The 17,000-nt window shown below is 59.7% G+C and carries 17 protein-coding genes and 2 pseudogenes; 12 read left to right on the top strand and 7 right to left on the bottom strand.

The window, feature by feature from the left end; all coding sequences use genetic code 11:
• Window positions 1-5 precede the first annotated feature (5 nt).
• Together QF010_RS25695 and QF010_RS25690 are read right to left on the bottom strand one after the other, a co-directional pair.
• Entirely contained in the window at window positions 6-428 is a 423-nt protein-coding gene (locus QF010_RS25695; RefSeq protein WP_429534187.1) for a phasin family protein, read from the bottom strand.
• Between the two features lie 243 nt (window positions 429-671).
• Window positions 672-947 (bottom strand): polyhydroxyalkanoic acid system family protein, encoded by a 276-nt coding sequence (locus QF010_RS25690; protein ID WP_056741153.1) that lies wholly within the window; start codon window positions 945-947, stop codon window positions 672-674.
• 155 nt (window positions 948-1,102) lie between these two features.
• Here QF010_RS25690 and ubiE point away from each other — a divergent pair, with 155 nt between their 5' ends.
• From ubiE to QF010_RS25630, 12 genes and pseudogenes are all read left to right on the top strand, one after another.
• Window positions 1,103-1,873, top strand: coding sequence for a bifunctional demethylmenaquinone methyltransferase/2-methoxy-6-polyprenyl-1,4-benzoquinol methylase UbiE (gene ubiE / locus QF010_RS25685; protein ID WP_007948968.1), 771 nt, complete (start codon window positions 1,103-1,105; stop codon window positions 1,871-1,873).
• A complete protein-coding gene (locus QF010_RS25680; protein WP_429534186.1) occupies window positions 1,873-2,496 on the top strand; it encodes a ubiquinone biosynthesis accessory factor UbiJ in 624 nt (207 codons plus the stop codon). The genes ubiE and QF010_RS25680 overlap by 1 nt, the downstream gene beginning before the upstream one ends.
• Window positions 2,493-4,097, top strand: coding sequence for a ubiquinone biosynthesis regulatory protein kinase UbiB (ubiB, locus tag QF010_RS25675; protein WP_046052145.1), 1,605 nt, complete (start codon window positions 2,493-2,495; stop codon window positions 4,095-4,097). Before QF010_RS25680 ends, ubiB begins: the two co-directional genes overlap by 4 nt.
• A 78-nt stretch (window positions 4,098-4,175) precedes the next feature.
• A complete protein-coding gene (hisI, locus tag QF010_RS25670) occupies window positions 4,176-4,577 on the top strand; it encodes a phosphoribosyl-AMP cyclohydrolase (protein WP_033055339.1) in 402 nt (133 codons plus the stop codon).
• Complete coding sequence (locus QF010_RS25665) at window positions 4,570-4,902, top strand: phosphoribosyl-ATP diphosphatase (RefSeq protein ID WP_008047820.1); 333 nt, start codon at window positions 4,570-4,572, stop codon at window positions 4,900-4,902. Before hisI ends, QF010_RS25665 begins: the two co-directional genes overlap by 8 nt.
• Window positions 4,903-4,927: 25 nt before the next feature.
• On the top strand, window positions 4,928-5,200 hold the full coding sequence (locus tag QF010_RS25660) for a twin-arginine translocase TatA/TatE family subunit (protein WP_033055338.1): 273 nt from the start codon (window positions 4,928-4,930) through the stop codon (window positions 5,198-5,200).
• 10 nt (window positions 5,201-5,210) lie between these two features.
• The gene (gene tatB, locus QF010_RS25655; protein ID WP_033055337.1) at window positions 5,211-5,672 is read left to right on the top strand and encodes a Sec-independent protein translocase protein TatB; all 462 of its coding nucleotides are present in this window, start codon (window positions 5,211-5,213) and stop codon (window positions 5,670-5,672) included.
• A complete protein-coding gene (gene tatC / locus QF010_RS25650; RefSeq protein WP_033055335.1) occupies window positions 5,669-6,463 on the top strand; it encodes a twin-arginine translocase subunit TatC in 795 nt (264 codons plus the stop codon). The genes tatB and tatC overlap by 4 nt, the downstream gene beginning before the upstream one ends.
• Entirely contained in the window at window positions 6,460-7,167 is a 708-nt protein-coding gene (locus tag QF010_RS25645; protein WP_033055333.1) for a 16S rRNA (uracil(1498)-N(3))-methyltransferase, read from the top strand. The genes tatC and QF010_RS25645 overlap by 4 nt, the downstream gene beginning before the upstream one ends.
• 113 nt (window positions 7,168-7,280) lie before the next feature.
• A pseudogene (locus QF010_RS25640) lies at window positions 7,281-8,075 on the top strand (methyl-accepting chemotaxis protein); the annotation flags it as partial.
• Window positions 8,061-8,342: pseudogene (locus tag QF010_RS25635) on the top strand (HAMP domain-containing protein); the annotation flags it as partial. The pseudogenes QF010_RS25640 and QF010_RS25635, both read left to right, overlap by 15 nt.
• Complete coding sequence (locus QF010_RS25630) at window positions 8,334-9,197, top strand: methyl-accepting chemotaxis protein (protein WP_419866177.1); 864 nt, start codon at window positions 8,334-8,336, stop codon at window positions 9,195-9,197. The pseudogene QF010_RS25635 and the gene QF010_RS25630, both read left to right, overlap by 9 nt.
• 148 nt (window positions 9,198-9,345) lie before the next feature.
• Here QF010_RS25630 and QF010_RS25625 read toward each other — a convergent pair whose 3' ends face one another.
• The 5 genes from QF010_RS25625 to QF010_RS25605 all read right to left on the bottom strand — a co-directional run bounded on the left by QF010_RS25625 (window position 9,346) and on the right by QF010_RS25605 (window position 16,791).
• Window positions 9,346-10,080, bottom strand: coding sequence for an amino acid ABC transporter ATP-binding protein (locus QF010_RS25625; RefSeq protein ID WP_033055330.1), 735 nt, complete (start codon window positions 10,078-10,080; stop codon window positions 9,346-9,348).
• The gene (locus QF010_RS25620; RefSeq protein WP_033055328.1) at window positions 10,073-11,032 is read right to left on the bottom strand and encodes an amino acid ABC transporter permease; all 960 of its coding nucleotides are present in this window, start codon (window positions 11,030-11,032) and stop codon (window positions 10,073-10,075) included. Before QF010_RS25620 ends, QF010_RS25625 begins: the two co-directional genes overlap by 8 nt.
• Before the next feature lie 129 nt (window positions 11,033-11,161).
• Window positions 11,162-11,959, bottom strand: a complete 798-nt coding sequence (locus QF010_RS25615; RefSeq protein WP_429534185.1) for a transporter substrate-binding domain-containing protein — start codon at window positions 11,957-11,959, stop codon at window positions 11,162-11,164.
• 421 nt (window positions 11,960-12,380) lie between these two features.
• Entirely contained in the window at window positions 12,381-14,951 is a 2,571-nt protein-coding gene (mdoH, locus tag QF010_RS25610; RefSeq protein WP_033055327.1) for a glucans biosynthesis glucosyltransferase MdoH, read from the bottom strand.
• Window positions 14,944-16,791 (bottom strand): glucan biosynthesis protein G, encoded by a 1,848-nt coding sequence (locus QF010_RS25605; protein WP_429511327.1) that lies wholly within the window; start codon window positions 16,789-16,791, stop codon window positions 14,944-14,946. Before QF010_RS25605 ends, mdoH begins: the two co-directional genes overlap by 8 nt.
• Between the last annotated feature and the right edge of the window lie 209 nt (window positions 16,792-17,000).

Below are 17,000 nucleotides of genomic sequence, written 5' to 3'. Positions count from 1 at the left end.
TCTCCTTAAGATTTACGCGCGACGCGTTCGAGCAATGCCGTCAGCTCATCGAGCTTGGCAGAGAGTGTCTCAACGTCATGTTTAGACGGAATGCCGATACGATTCAAGGTACTTGCGACACGTGAGTCAAAAGCCTTCTCGACCTTGTCGAGTTGAAGTTCGACCTTACCTTTGAAAGTAGTGACTTCACTCTTGGCTTCATCGATCTCGGCATTGGCCGCTTCAAGTTTCTCGGCAACTACTTTTTTGCCTTTCTTTTCAACAGCTTGACCCGCCTGGATCAACTCTTGAAAGTACTCGCTGCCCTCTTGGCCGACCTTGGTGTAGGCACCCAGGCCTGCCAGCCAGATCTTGCGGGCATAAGATTTAACGTCGCCCAGAGCAGCCGTCGAAGCGTCGATTTTTTTCTTCAAAATAACTTTGGCCATGGTGCACCTCACGCGCAGAAGGTTTGAGGAACTGCCCGCGAAAGAGTCGGGCTCAGGCACAAAGTAGTGAGAATAATTAGAAACGGCACCCTAACAACTGACACAAAACCTTGGGCACACCACAAAACAAATGTAGGAGCGAGCCTGCTCGCGATAGCGGTCTATCAGCCAAAATTGATGTCGACTGACAGACTGCTATCGCGAGCAGGCTCACTCCTACAAGAGTTGCATGTCACGTGAAAATCAAACCAACGCTTTATCCAGGGCCTTTTCGATTTCCGATTTGATCGTGCCGCTCATGGCCGACATCAACAGGCCAAGTTCGACATCGACCTTGATCGAATCCTCGCCCACATACACCGCGCCTTTCACACCGGAACGCTTGAGGTTCAGGGTATCGCCGGACCATTGCGGCTCCAGGCCATATTGATCGGACAGTTTCTGCGCCAACTGGTCGGCCTTCTCGCGGGCCGCTTCCTTACCCAGGCCGTGGGAACGCTCAACACTAATACGGGCCATCGAATGACTCCTGCTTTATGAATACTTTCCTGACGCATCTTGACCGCTACTGCGGCAAAACGTCCCGGTGGTTACCTATCTTACCTGCAGCCTTGCCAAGACAAAGCAGGCCACCGGGATTAGAATGTCCCGCATTCTCTTTTGGTGACAGCGATATGACTGATCAGCGCAAAGGCAGCGATGCCGAACCCACCACTCACTTCGGCTTCAAAAACGTTCCGGAAAGCCAGAAAGCGGAAAAAGTCGCTGAAGTTTTCCACTCGGTAGCCGCCAAGTACGACTTGATGAACGACCTCCTGTCGGGCGGCATGCACCGTCTGTGGAAGCGTTTCGCGATCGAGCTGTCGGGTGTTCGCACCGGTAACCGCGTGCTGGACATCGCTGGCGGCACGGGCGATCTGACCAAGAAGTTCTCGCACCTCGTTGGCCCGACCGGCCAGGTCGTGTTGGCCGACATCAACGAATCCATGCTCAAGGTCGGTCGTGACCGCCTGCTGGATCTGGGTGTGGCCGGCAACGTCGAATTCGTTCAGGCCGATGCTGAAAAGCTGCCGTTCCCGGACAACCATTTCGACTGCGTGACCATCGCTTTCGGCCTGCGCAACGTTACCCATAAAGAAGACGCCCTGCGTTCGATGCTGCGCGTGCTGAAACCGGGCGGCCGCTTGCTGGTGCTGGAGTTCTCCAAGCCAACCAACGCGCTGATGTCCAAAGCCTACGACGCCTACTCGTTCGCCTTCATGCCGCTGATGGGCAAGCTGATCACCAACGACTCGGAAAGCTATCGCTACCTGGCCGAATCGATCCGCATGCACCCGAATCAGGAAACCCTGAAGTCGATGATGGTCGAGGCCGGTTTCGACCGCGTGACCTACCACAACATGACCGCAGGCATCGTCGCCCTGCACCGCGGCATCAAACCCTGATGTTGCTGGCCGGCCTGCTCGCCAGCGTTGAACTCGGTCTGAACCGGGTGCTGCGTCTCGACAGCACGGCGTTGCCGCGGCTGGCGCATTTGAGTGGCAAGGTGATTGCCGTCGACTGCCGCAGCCCGGCGCTGCAAGTGTTCATCTTGCCCAGCGACGAAGGCTTGATGCTGGCTTCCCACTGGGAAACCGGCGCCGACTGCACCTTGCGCGCACCGGCCTCCAGCCTGTTGAAACTGGCCATGAGCAAGGACAAGACTTCGGTCTTGCATGCTCCTGAAGTCGAACTCGACGGCGACAGCGGCGTGCTGCTGGAACTGGCGGCGATCCTTCAGGACCTTGAGCTGGACTGGGAGTACGAACTCTCGCGCTGGCTGGGGCCGGTCGCCACGCCACTGCTCGGCGGTCATCTGCGCAGTCGCGCACGCTGGTATCAGCAAGGGTTCGCCAGCCTGAACCAGAACCTTGGCGAGTACCTGGCCGAAGAATCGCGCGCCCTCGTCGGTCAGCGCGAAGCCGAAGCCCGTTTCAGTGAACTGGACCAGATCAAACTCGATCTGGAACGTCTCGAGGCGCGTTTCGAGCGCCTTTCCCGATCCCTCGACCCAAGCGATAACGCATGAAGCTGCTTGCCGTCCGCCGTTTGTTGCGCATCCAGCGCGTTGTGATTCGCTACCGCCTCGATGACCTTTTGTTCGCCCTGCCACTGCCATGGTTTCTGCTGGCGCTGCGCTACGCCTTGCCGTGGCGCTGGTTCCCGCGCAAGACGCTGGACCTGAGCCGTGGCGCGCGATTGCGCCTGGCGTTGCAGGACCTGGGACCGATTTTCATCAAGTTCGGGCAAATCCTGTCCACCCGCCGCGACTTGCTGCCGGAAGACATCGCCGATGAGCTGATGAAGCTGCAGGACCGCGTGCCGCCGTTCGACTCGCAAGTGTCGGTCAATCTGATCGAAGAACAGCTCGGCAAAAAGATCAGCGAAGTCTTCAGCCGCTTCGACGTCGAACCGCTGGCTTCGGCCTCGGTGGCGCAAGTGCATGCCGCGCAGCTGAAAACCGGCGAAGAAGTAGTGGTCAAGGTCATCCGCCCAGGCCTCAAGCCGATCATCGCGCAGGACCTGGCGTGGCTGTTCATCCTCGCCCGCGCCGCCGAAAAGCTCTCGGCCGACGCGCGCCTGCTGCACCCGGTGGACGTGGTCCAGGACTACGAAAAAACCATCTACGACGAACTCGACCTGCTGCGCGAGGCGGCCAACGCCAGCCAGTTGCGGCGTAACTTCGACGGCTCGCCGCTGCTCTACGTGCCGCAAGTCTATTGGGACTGGTGCCGGCCGAAAGTGCTGGTGATGGAGCGCATCTACGGCATTCAGGTCACCGACCTGACAACCCTGGCCGACCAGCGCACCGACATGAAAATGCTCGCTGAGCGCGGCGTCGAGATCTTCTTCACCCAAGTGTTCCGCGACAGCTTCTTCCACGCGGACATGCACCCCGGCAACATCTTCGTCAGCACCGTGAACCCGTGGAGTCCGCAGTACATTGCGATCGACTGTGGCATCGTCGGCAGCCTGACTCCGGAAGACCAGGACTACCTGGCGCGCAACCTGTTCGCGTTCTTCAAGCGTGATTACCGTCGTGTCGCGCAGCTGCACATTGACTCAGGCTGGGTGCCGGCGGAAACCAAACTCAACGAATTCGAGGCGGCGATCCGCACCGTGTGCGAGCCGATTTTCGAAAAACCGTTAAAGGATATTTCCTTCGGTCAGGTGCTGATGCGCCTGTTCCAGACCGCCCGACGCTTCAACATGGAAGTGCAGCCGCAGCTCGTTTTGCTGCAAAAAACCCTGCTGAACATTGAAGGCCTGGGCCGTCAGTTGTACCCGGACCTCGATTTGTGGAACACCGCCCAGCCGTTCCTCGAACGCTGGATGCGCGAGCGCGTCAGTCCCAAAGCCTTGATCGGCAACGTGCAGAGCCAGTTCGAACAGCTACCGCACCTGGCCAACATGGCCCGCGACCTGCTCGAGCGCATGTCCCAGCCCCACGCCTACGACCCGCCGCCACCGTGGCACCGCCGCAAGGATGATTGGCTTCTGCGACTGCTCGGCTGTGCGCACCTGGCCGGCGGCACCATACTCGCTGCCGGTGGGCCGCTGAACGAACTGGGTCATTGGCCGGCCGGGATCATGGTGGCCGTCGGCTTGTATCTGGTCGTTCGCCGATAGCCAGAGCACCCGCACGCTGGCACACTGTTTCAACGCCTGCCCGACTAATGAAGTGTCGGGCCGCTGTCGGAGTCGAAGATGAAAAACTGGCTGGACGAGATCAAGTGGGACGCAGATGGCCTGGTGCCGGCGATTGCCCAGGATCACAAGACCGGGCGCGTCCTGATGATGGCCTGGATGAACCGTGAAGCGCTGGAACTGACCGCTGCCGAGAACCGCGCCATTTACTGGTCACGCTCCCGTGGCAAGCTGTGGCGCAAGGGCGAAGAGTCCGGCCACGTGCAAAACCTGCATGAGATGCGCCTGGACTGTGACGCCGACGTGATCATCCTGATGGTCGAGCAGATCGGTGACATCGCTTGCCATACTGGCCGTCAGAGCTGCTTCTATCGCGTCTTCGAGAACGGCGACTGGAAAACCGTCGACCCGGTGCTCAAAGACCCGCACGCCATCTATTCCGCAGGACACACACATGAGTGACACTCTGACCCGTCTGGCCGAAGTGCTGGAAGAGCGCAAAGGCGCCGCCGCCGACAGCTCGTATGTCGCCAGCCTGTACCACAAGGGCTTGAACAAGATTCTGGAAAAAGTCGGCGAAGAGTCGGTCGAAACCATCATTGCCGCCAAGGATGCCGCTATCAGCGGTGACTGCAGCGATGTGATCTACGAAACCGCCGATTTGTGGTTCCACAGCATGGTCATGCTCGCCCAACTGGGGCAGCATCCACAAGCTGTACTCGATGAACTGGACCGTCGTTTCGGTCTGTCCGGACACGCCGAGAAAGCCTCGCGCCCGTCCGCCTGAACAACTATTAGAGAGGAGCAGCGACATGGGCATTTTTGACTGGAAACACTGGATCGTCATCCTGGTTGTTGTCGTACTGGTGTTCGGCACCAAGAAACTGAAAAACCTCGGCACTGACGTGGGTGAGTCGATCAAGGGCTTCAAGAAAGCCATGAACGACGACGAAAAACCGGCTGATCCGACCGCGACGCCGTCCCAACCGGTACCACCGGTTCAGCCGCAGAACTCGGTGAACCAGCCGCACACCATCGACGTGCAGGCGCAAAAAGTCGAAGAGCCGATCCGCAAAGACGTGTGAGCACTGACTAATGTTTGGTATCAGCTTCTCTGAACTGCTGCTCGTCGGCCTCGTTGCCCTGCTGGTGCTGGGCCCCGAGCGTCTGCCGGGTGCTGCGCGCACCGCCGGCCTGTGGGTCGGCCGTCTGAAGCGCAGCTTCAACGCGATCAAACAGGAAGTTGAACGTGAAATCGGTGCCGACGAGATTCGTCGGCAGCTGCACAACGAGCACATTCTGTCGCTTGAGCAGGAGGCGCGGAAGATTTTCACGCCGACTCAGCAAGAGGCCACGCCGGTTCAGCCGGTTGAACCTGTGGCGGAGCAGACGATTCAGGCTCCGACTGCAGAAGCTACACCTGCCGCTGCACCGACGGAAACGGTGAAAGCTGTTGAACCTGCGCCGGTTGTCGCGTCCGTAGATCCTGTTGCTCCTGCCGCCGCGCCGACAACGCCGGCTCCTCACGACACCACTTTGCCGCCGCGAGCCCCATGAGCGATCTCCCAGAAAACGACCAGCACATGCCGCTGGTTTCGCACCTCACCGAGTTGCGTACCCGCCTGCTGCGTTGCGTAGCTGCAATCTTCATCATCTTTGCCGGGTTGTTTGCCTTCACCCAGCAGATCTACACCTTCGTCTCCACGCCGCTGCGTCAGTACCTGCCCGCCGGCGCGACGATGATCGCCACCGACGTGTCGTCGCCGTTCCTGACGCCGCTTAAGCTGACGATGATGGTCTCGCTGTTCCTGGCGATCCCGGTGATCCTGCATCAGATCTGGGGCTTTATCGCGCCGGGCCTGTACAAGCATGAAAAACGCATCGCCGTACCCTTGCTGGTATCGAGCATCATGCTGTTCTATACCGGCATGGCGTTCGCCTATTACCTGGTGTTCCCGCTGATCTTCAAATTCTTCGCCTCCGCCACCCCGGCCGGCGTGGAAATGATGACCGACATCAGCAGCTACCTCGATTTCGTCATGACGCTGTTCTTCGCCTTCGGCGTAGCGTTCGAGATTCCAGTGGCCGTGGTGCTGCTGGTGTGGATCGGCGTGGTCAACGTCGCTTACCTGAAGAAAATCCGCCCGTACGTGGTCATCGGCTGCTTCGTGGTCGGCATGGTCCTGACGCCACCGGACATCTTCTCGCAGACACTGTTGGCCGTACCGATGTGGCTGCTGTTTGAAATCGGCATCCTGTTCGGCAGCCTGATCACCAAGCGCGGCGAGCACCCGGACGACCAGCCGGCCGACGATCACAACGACCAGCCGCCAGCGACTCAACCGTGAACCTGCTGCTGCTCGAAGAGGCCGATTTCATTGCGGCCGACCGGGCGATCCTGCGTGATCGCCGGTTGACGCACATGCAGGAAGTCCATCGCTCCGTTGTCGGTGACAGCCTGCGCGTCGGCCGTATCGGCGGGCTGATGGGCTCGGCCGAACTGCTGCGCCTTGACGCCGATGAAGCCGAATTGCGCGTCACCCTCGACCAGCCACCACCGGCCAAGCTGCCGTTGACCCTGGTGCTGGCCCTGCCAAGGCCCAAAATGCTTCGCAGGGTGTTTCAGACCGTGGCGGCCATGGGTGTGCCACGAATCATTCTGGTGAACAGCTATCGCGTCGAGAAGAGCTTCTGGCAAACCCCGTTCCTGGAGCCCGAGGCGATTCGCGAGCAGTTGATTCTCGGCCTCGAACAGGCCCGGGACAGTGTGCTGCCGGAAATCGTCATCGAGAAGCGCTTCAAGCCTTTCGTCGAGGATCGTCTACCAGCGATCACTGAAGGCACCCTCGGCCTCGTCGGCCACCCCGGCAACTACCCGCCCTGCCCTCGCGGCCTGGACGAACCGGTGACCCTGGCCATCGGCCCCGAAGGCGGCTGGATTCCTTACGAAATCGACCTGCTGGGCAAGGCAGGCCTGCAACCGGTGCAGCTCGGCGACCGCATCCTGCGGGTCGAAACCGCCGTGACCGCCCTCCTCTCACGCTTGTTCTGAAAGACCGACGGACGCGCTTCAGTTCGAGCGCGCCGGGCCGATGCAGTGTGTAACAACAATAAACTGCAGTTGAACCCGACCGGCTTTCGCCTGTTCCCGATGGAGTACTTCACATGTCTCGATGGTTAACCCAGAGTCTGGGAAACGTGAGCGTAAGTCTAAAGCTCGGAATGGGGTTCGGTCTGGTATTGCTGCTGACCCTGCTGATTGCTACCACTGGCTGGATGGGGCTGAGCACCTTGATCGACCGCGGCGAAAAGTCTGCGGCAATATCGCAGTTGAGTGAATTGAGTAAAGACCTGCGTGTCGCCCGCTTGAGTTTTGAACTGCAGAAGGGCCTTGAAGGCTCCACTGAAATCGCTCGTCTACGGGACCAGCTTGAACAGAAAGGGCAAGAACTTCGCCAACTTCTGCAAGACCCGAAAGACCGGACCATGGTCGATGAAGAGACAGTCTTGCTACGCGACTACAAAAGCGACCTCAACAACCTGACCGTGGCGATACAGAATCGCGAAACCAGCCGCAGCAACCTTGGCACCAATGCAGACCGCGCCGTTTCACTGATTGGCGAGCTTGAAAAAACGCTATTGCAGAGCGAAAACATCGCGCAGTACAACAGCGTTGTCGAACTGAACAAACTCATCCAGCAAGCACGCTTCCAGGTTCGTGGCTACACCTACAGCGGCAAGACCGACGCGGAACAGCCAGCCCTGGATGCCATCGATCAGGCCCTGAGCAGTATTGCCAGCTTGTCGGGCAAACTGCCTGAGCAATATGGCGCCAACCTGCAACAGGCTGGCGAAGCGCTGAAAGCCTACCGTAGCGCCGTCGGCCAATACCACGACGCGCTGATCAGCAGTACGCAAGCCTTCAAACAGATGGGTGAAAAGGTCATGCGTGTGTTCGAATTGAATACACAAATGAACGCAATACAAACCATCAAACGCGACAACGAAGCCCGGCAGGCCAAGACCATGCTGAGCATCGCCGCTGCTCTGGCGATGCTGCTCGGGGTTCTCGCCGCCTGGAGCATTACCCGGCAGATCGTCATCCCGCTGCAGCAAACCCTGCAAGTGGTCGAACGCGTGGCATCCGGCGATCTCAGCCAGGACCTCGACGCCCAGCGCCGCGACGAACTCGGCCAGCTGCAACGCGCCATACACCGCATGACCGTCAGCCTGCGGGAACTGATCGGAGGCATCAGTCAAGGAGTGACGCAGATAGCCAGCGCCTCCGCGCAGCTGTCAGCCGTCACTGAACAGACCAGTGCCGGGGTCGACAGCCAGAAGGTCGAGACCGACCAGGTAGCGACCGCCATGAACGAAATGACCGCCACCGTTCAGGAAGTCGCGCGTAACGCCGAAGAAGCCTCCGAAGCCGCCGTCGCCGCCGACCAGCAGGCCCGCGAAGGTGACAAAGTGGTCGGCGAAGCCATTGCCCAGATCGAACGTCTGGCCAAAGAAGTCGGCAACTCCACCGAGGCCATGAGTCATCTCAAACGCGAAAGCGACAAAATCGGCAGCGTGCTCGACGTGATCAAATCCGTGGCCCAGCAAACCAACCTGCTGGCCCTCAACGCCGCCATCGAGGCCGCGCGTGCCGGTGAGGCCGGGCGTGGTTTTGCGGTAGTTGCCGATGAAGTCCGCAGCCTGGCCCAGCGCACCCAGAAATCTACTGAAGAAATCGAAGAGCTGATCGGCGGCCTGCAAAGCGGTACCCAGCAAGTCGCCACGATCATGGACAACAGCCGCACCCTGACCGAAAGCAGCGTCGAGTTGACCCGCCGCGCCGGGGGTTCGTTGACCAACATCACCCGTACCGTCTCAGCGATTCAGGCGATGAACCAACAAATCGCCGCTGCAGCCGAGCAGCAAAGTGCCGTGGCCGAAGAGATCAACCGCAGCGTGCTTAACGTGCGCGATGTGTCCGAGCAGACCTCGGCAGCCACTAAAGAAACCGCGGCCTCCAGCGTCGAGCTGGCGCGACTGGGGACGCATCTGCAGACGCTGGTGGGACGGTTCAAAGTCTAAGAAGCATCGCCTACCCCTGTGGCGAGGGAGCTTGCTCCCGTTCGGCGGCGCAGCCGTCGTAAATCAGGCTGTCGGATTCATCTGAGAACATTTGGGGCCGCTTCGCGGCCCAGCGGGAGCAAGCTCCCTCGCCACAGGGATTTCAGCGTTAGAGAACCTGGCGCAAGAAGGCCTGAGCCCGCGGATCCTTCGGCGCATCGAAGAATTCGGCCGGTGAAGCGTCTTCCAGCAATTTGCCGTGATCGAAGAACAGCACCCGATCCGCCACTTCCCGGGCGAAGCCCATTTCGTGGGTGACGCAAACCATGGTCATGCCTTCCACCGCCAGGGTTTTCATCACGTCCAGCACTTCGCCAACCATTTCCGGGTCGAGCGCCGAGGTCGGCTCATCGAACAGCATGACCTTCGGTTCCATCGCCAGTGCCCGGGCGATGGCCACACGCTGTTGCTGACCGCCGGACAGGCGCGACGGAAACTCGTTGGCCTTCTGCGCAATACCGACCTTTTCCAGCAACGCCAAGGCCTTGGCCTCGCGCTCCTTCTTGCCGCGCTTACGCACGACTTTCTGGGCCAGGCAGAGGTTTTCCAGCACGGTCATGTGCGGGAACAGATTGAAATGCTGGAACACCATGCCGACTTCGCGGCGATAGGCATTCACATCGGTTTTCGGGTCGGCCAGTTGCAAGCCGTCGATGCTCACCGAGCCAGAATCAAACGCTTCCAGACCATTGAGGCAGCGCAGGAAGGTCGACTTACCTGAACCGGACGGGCCGATCACCACCAGCACTTCGCCCTTGGCCACGTGCGTCGAAACGTTATCCACCGCGCGAACCACGTGGCCGCGGGTGTCGAAAACTTTTACCAGATCGCGGACTTCAATCACTTTGCGCGAGCCTCCGCTCAAGCCGGCTGGCGATTTTCGACAGCGGCAGGTTGATCAACAGGTACAGACCGGCCACGCAGAACAGGATTTCGAACGGCGAGAACGAGGTGGTGATGACTTCACGACCGCTTTTGAGCAGCTCGGTAATGGCGATCACCGACACCAGCGAGGTGTCCTTGACCAGACTGATGAACTGACCGGCCAGCGGTGGCAGCACTCGCTTGAGCGCTTGCGGCAACACCACGTGGCGCATCGACTGGCCAGCGCTCAGGCCCAGGGAGCGAGCGGCTTCGTTCTGGCCACGGGCGATGGATTGAACGCCGGAACGGATGATTTCCGCCACATAAGCGCCAGTGAACAGCGACAGCGCGGCGATCCCGGCGAACTCCCGGGAGAGGTTCATCACGGTGCCAATGAAGAAGTAGAAAATGAAGATCTGCACCAGCAGCGGCGTACCGCGCACCAGTTCGACGTAGATCGTCGAGAGATCGCGCAGGGTCGGGTTGTTCGACAGTCGGCACAGCCCCGTGGCCAGGCCGATCAGCAGACCGAGCACACCTGAAACCACGGACAACCATAAGGTGGTCCAGAGCCCCCACATCAGCGGTCCGGCGGCCCAATGGCGGGTCACGCCAATCACGTCGCCTTCAGCCACGTCATCACCTTGGGCGACTTGCAGGCTGTTGTTGTCGACGGTCAGGTGCTGCTCGACACCGGCATCACTGCGCAGGGTGACTTCAGCCTGGTCGCCCTTGCGCACCAGTTCGCTGACGGTGGAGATATCGGCGGCACGCTGGGACTCTTCGGCGTGATAGGCGAAGTATTGCGGCACACGGTTCCAGCGCCATTCGTAGGACATCAGCGAGGTGGCGTAATACAACGCGCCAGCCAGGCCGATCAGCACCAGCACGGTTAACACGTGCCACGGCCATAGGGCTTTTTTCTGTTTCATTGCAGGTTCCGGATTTGTGTTGCCTTGGAGGCACCCATCGCGAACAGGCTCACTCCTACATTGGAATGCGCTCCCCTGTAGGAGTGAGCCTGCTCGCGATTGAGGCGACGCGGTCAGTCTGACCGGCGCTTATTCCATGTCCTTGAGCCAAGCGGTGTCTTTGAACCACTTGTCATGGATGCGATCGTAGGTGCCGTCTTCGTGGATCTGGCGCAGGAAGTTGTTGATGAAGTTGATGCTGTCGTAGTCACCCTTCTTCAGACCGAAGGCCAGCGGTTCGTAGGTGAACGGCTTGTCGAGGAACACCAGTTTGCCGGCACCGACCTTGTTCACGGCCACGACGTTGTAAGGCGCGTCGTAGATGAAGGCGTCGGCCTTGCCGTTGACCACGTCGAGCACGGCTTCCTGCTCGTTGTCGTAGCCGTGGTACTTGGCTTTGGAGATAAGCTTTTTAGCGACCATCTCGCCGGTGGTGCCGAGCTTGGAAGTGATGCGGTAGTCGGCGGTGTTCAGGTCTTTATAGGACTTGATGGTGCCTTCCAGCTCCTTGCGGATCAGCAGGGTCTGGCCCACCACGATGAACGGTTCGCTGAAGTTCAGGCGCAGGTTGCGTTCCTGGGTCAGGGTCATGCCGCTGCCGATCATGTCGAACTTGTCGGTGAGCAGGGCTGGGATGATGCCGTCGTAGCCGGTGGAAACCATCTCCAGCTTGACGCCCATGGCCTTGGTCATGGCTTTGAGGAGGTCGACTTCGAAACCGATGATCTCGCCGCGCTTGTTGGTCATTTCGAACGGCATGTAGGTCGGGTCCATGCCGACTTTCAGCGTGCCGCGCTTGACCGCCTCATCGATGGCGCCGGCGTGCGCCGCGTTGACTGCAACCAATGCCGTGACGCCGACCAGCAGCATCGAGAGATACTTCTTCATCATCAAGTCCCCAAAACCATCGCGTTGTGAGGCGCGCAAACTGCGGATTTTCCTTGGAAAACCGGCAGATACGAACAAAAAGTTGTCCGGGCGCACCAATTCGGGGACGGATGCTAACGCACTCGTTCGTTTGCACAAGGGTTTGGTTGGGATTTGTTGTGAATTCAAGAGCCACCCCTCACCCCAACCCTCTCCCCAAGGGGGAGAGGGGAAAGGGAGCCGATCGGGGACGTTACAAAACCTGAGTTCGACCCGATAGTTCAGGTCGATGTAGCTCTAAAGAACACCTCTGTCAGTCCCCTCTACCCTCTGGGGCGGTCCGACGTTTCGGGAGGGCTAGGGTGAGGGGTGGATCTGAAGGTTGATCCCAACTCATGCCCCACCACAAACAAAAACCCCGCTAATTTAGCGGGGTTTTTTATCAGGCCAACTGAGGCTGCGCACTCAATGGCTTGAGCGGCAACAGCGGCGCATGGGGATCGGCTTTCACCGATTTACGCCATGCCTCGAGCCACTCGGGGTGACCTTCGTTCCAGATCTGCTCATGCAGACGACCCAGTGCTACCGGGTCACTGAGCAGTTGCACGCGCTCATTGTTGTCCAGGCCCTCAGGCCCGACTTTCAGCGCATGACGCACCCGCTCGATCCGCAGCCATTCGATCGGCTCGGCCTCACGGTGGCGTGAAGTCGCCAGCGAGCACGCCAAGGCGTTCTGCTGTGGATCGACCACGGCCCGGACGAAGCCGTCGTTCAGCGCATGCCAACGGTTTTCGTGGGTGTACTGGTCGGTCGCCAGCAGCGCCTGTGGCGGATTGTATTCCTCAGGGATCAGGAACAGGCTCTCGTCACGGGACTTGAGGCCCAGGCCCACTCGACTGGAGATCACCGACACCGGAATCGACAGCATCAACGAACCGACGATCGGCACCAGCCACCAGAGGAAGCTCGGGTTCAGCCAGATCACCAACAGGGCCCAGAAGAAGCCCAGCAAGGTTTGCGGACCGTGGCGTTTGACCGCTTCGCTCCATGGCGTGGAGTCGTCGTCACGTTGCGGCGAGTTCCAGGTCGCGGCCCAGCCAAGGAACGCGGCGAGCACGAAACGGGTGTGGAAAATCATCCGCACCGGCGCCAGCAGCATGGAGAACAGCATCTCCAGCAGCATCGACAGGGTTACCTTGAACTTGCCACCGAACTCTTTCGCGCCCTTGGCCCAGATCAGGATGATGCTCAACAACTTCGGCAGGAACAGCAGCACGACGGTGGTCGAGAACAGCGCGATCGCCTTGTCCGGGTGCCATTGTGGCCACAACGGATACAGCTGGCGTGGCTCAAGGAAGTACTGCGGCTCCATCAACGTGTTGACCGCCAGCAGCGCCGTCGACAGCACAAGGAAGAAGAACCACAACGGCGCCGACAGGTAAGACATCACGCCCGTCAGGAACACCGCACGGTGTACCGGGTGCATGCCTTTTACCAGGAACAGCCTGAAGTTCATCAGGTTGCCGTGACACCAGCGACGGTCACGCTTGAGTTCGTCCAGCAGGTTCGGCGGCAATTCTTCGTAGCTGCCCGGCAAGTCGTAGGCAATCCACACGCCCCAGCCGGCACGGCGCATCAGCGCAGCTTCAACGAAGTCGTGGGACAGAATTGCACCGGCAAACGCGCCTTTACCGGGCAACGGCGCCAGGGCGCAGTGCTCGATGAACGGCTTCATGCGGATGATCGCGTTGTGGCCCCAGTAGTGGGATTCGCCCAACTGCCAGAAGTGCAGACCGGCGGTGAACAGTGGACCGTACACGCGGGTGGCGAACTGCTGCATGCGTGCATACAACGTGTCCATGCCCGAAGCGCGCGGCGCGGTCTGGATGATCCCGGCGTCCGGGGTGGCTTCCATCAAGCGCACCAGACTGGTCAGGCAATCGCCGCTCATCACGGAGTCCGCGTCGAGCACGACCATGTACTTGTAGTCACCGCCCCAACGACGGCAGAAGTCGTCGAGGTTACCGCTTTTACGCTTGACGCGACGGCGACGGCGACGATAGAAGATCTTGCCGAAGCCCTTGGCTTCACGGCAGACGTCCAGCCAGGCTTGTTGCTCGGCGACGCAGATATCGGCGTCGTTACTGTCGCTGAGGACAAAGAAGTCGAAGCGATCCAGGTTACCCGTGGCCGCAACCGACTCGAAGGTCGCCCGCAAACCGGCAAACACCCGTGGCACGTCTTCGTTGCAGATCGGCATTACCAGTGCGGTGCGAGCGTCCGTAGGGATCGGCTCGTTACCGGCGCTTTTACCGGAAATGCGGTATTTGTCGTGACCGGTGAGCAACTCGAGGAAGCCCATCAGTGCCGTCCAGAAACCCGCCGACACCCAGCAGAACAGAATCCCGAACAAGATCAGGATGCTGGTTTGCAGTGCATACGGCAGCACTTGCGTAGCGGTTTGCGACAGCGGTTGATGCAGCACTTCGTTCAGGTCGACAAACGACCAGCCCTGGTACGGCATGATGCCTTTCATGTACCAGCCGGCGACGATGGTCTGGCCGAGCATCAGCACCAGCAGAATGTAGCGGCGGATCGAACCGACGGTGCGCCAGCGAGCAGCCGGCAGCACACGCTCATCCTTCGGCGGGGCCGGCGGATTGGTGCGACCGGTCAGACGACGCCAGCCACGCACCAGAATGTTGGTGCGCCATGGCTCCGGCACGACTTTGGTCCGACGAATCGGCGGGGTTGCCCGCAGGCAGACCCGGCCGCTGGCGTCGAGCACCAGCATTTCAGCGTCGGCCAGTTCCTCGGCGGTGTTCAGGGTCAGGCGACGACCCACCGAAGCTTGAGCAGCCTCGGTCGGCGCGTCGAACGTCGAGGACGACAGGCGCTCATGCAATTCGCTGAAAGACTTGCAGCCCGCGAGTTCCGCGCGCTGCTCGTCGGTCATCGGTAGATGCGCCAGATACTCGGCAAGAGTCTCTGGCTGTACTTGAGAATTACTCATCGGCAGGCAACTGGTAGCTCCAGGTCTCGGTCAGGACTTCTTCAGTCGGTGCCGATTCCGGTGTGGCTGGGGCCGCTTCGGCAGCAACAGGCTGCTTGGCGTCTTTGTTGTCCTTGTCCTTGGAAACTGCGGCTGGCTTGGCTTCGACCTGTTTGGTTTCAACCTGCTTGGCCTCAGTTTGCTTGGTTTCCTTCGCTTCCTTGGCTTCCTTGTCCAGCTTCTCCTGCTGCCGTGCGGCAATCTTGTCAGCCTTGGCGACGGAAGAGTTGGAGGCTGGAGACGATGCTTTGGCCAGGTCGGCAGTCACGATGTTCTTGACCAGTGCAGCACGCATCTCGGTAGGCTTGCCCGGATCCTTGATTTTCATCCGCAGCGTCAGGCGCCAGCCCTTGGTTTCAGGGTTGTAACGTACGCTGTTCTCGACCAGCTCGGCATTCTCGCCAACGCTGACCTGGCTACGAACGTCCGTATCATCCGGCAATGCCGCAAGGGACGGGCCTTCGAAGTCCACCAGATATGCAACGCTGCCGTCCGGCTGACGGATCAGGTTGGACTGTTTCACGTCACCCGTGGAACGCAGGGTCTGTTGAACCCAGGCGCTGTCCGGTGCGTGAAGCGCGGCTTCGTCGATGGTCCAGTGCAAGCGGTAAGCGACGTCCAGCGGCTGGCCAGGCTCGGGCAGCTTTTCCGGACTCCAGAACGCAACGATATTGTCGTTGGTTTCGTCGGCAGTCGGAATCTCTACCAGATCGACGGAGCCTTTGCCCCAATCGCCTTTTGGTTCGATCCAGGCACTTGGGCGCTTGTCGTAGCGGTCGTCGAGGTCTTCGTAGTGGCTGAAGTCGCGGCCACGTTGCAGCAGGCCGAAACCGCGCGGGTTCTCGATCGAGAAGTTGCTCACCGCCAGGTGTTTCGGATTGTTCAGTGGGCGCCAGATCCACTCGCCATTGCCGGCATGGATCGACAGACCGCTGGAATCGTGCAGTTCACGACGGTAGTTCAGCACTTTCGACGGCTGATTGGCGCCGAACAGGAACATGCTGGTCAGCGGCGCAACGCCAAGCTTGGTGACCTTGTCACGCAGGAACATCTTGGCCTTGACGTCGACAATGGTGTCGCTGCCCGGACGCAGGGTCAGGCGATAGGCACCGGTAGCGCGTGGCGAATCCAGCAGGGCGAAGATCACCAGTTGCTTGTCACCCGGTTTCGGCTGTTCAATCCAGAACTCGGTGAAACGCGGGAATTCTTCGCCGGACGGCAACGCGGTATCGATGGCCATGCCGCGAGCGGACAAGCCATAGGTGTGCCCCTTGCCGACAACGCGGAAGTAACTCGCGCCGAGCATGGTCATGATTTCGTCTTGCTTGTCAGCCTTGTTGATCGGGTACAGCACACGGAAACCGGCATAACCCAGTTGTTCGGTGGCTTTAGGATCAAACTTCACGTCGCCGAAATCGAAACGACTTGGGTCGTATTTGATCTCTTCGACGGTGTTAGCTGTGATTTCGTTGATTTTCACCGGTGTATCGAAATGCATACCCTGGTGATAGAACGACAGCTTGAACGGGGTTTTCTGATCGGCCCACTCGGCTTTTTCGGTCAGGAAGCGAATTTTTTGATAGTCCGCGAATTTCATCTCGCGGAACTCGTTCGGCAGGTTACTGCGCGGAGCTTCGTACTTCTGCCCCGCCAGCTCTTTTGCCTTGACCGATACATCATCCAGATTGAATGCCCAAAGCTGACCGGCGCTGAGCAGGCAGAGCAGTGCAGAGCCCGCTACCAGAGCGCTTCGTAACCGTTTGGCAGACAATTTTGGTGCATTACAGGGACTAACAATCACGAGCAACCCTCGCCGAAAACAGATCAAAAAACCAACGGCCAGTTAAAGTGCCTGTGGGGTGCGCGGCATGAAAAAACCGACCCTACCGACCACTCTTGCCAAGTTGGCGAGCATTGTTCCGACTCCTATGGGGCTAAATGATTCCCCAAGAGGTTCAGGACAAGTCTCTACCTAAGTCAAAATGGACCAACGAACGCTGATCCCCGTAG

Source organism: Pseudomonas silensiensis (assembly GCF_050434865.1).
Taxonomy (GTDB): Bacteria; Pseudomonadota; Gammaproteobacteria; order Pseudomonadales; family Pseudomonadaceae; genus Aquipseudomonas; species Aquipseudomonas fluorescens_W.
The sequence above is the reverse complement of the archived record's forward strand: the minus strand, read 5'-3'. Positions and strand labels throughout refer to the sequence as shown.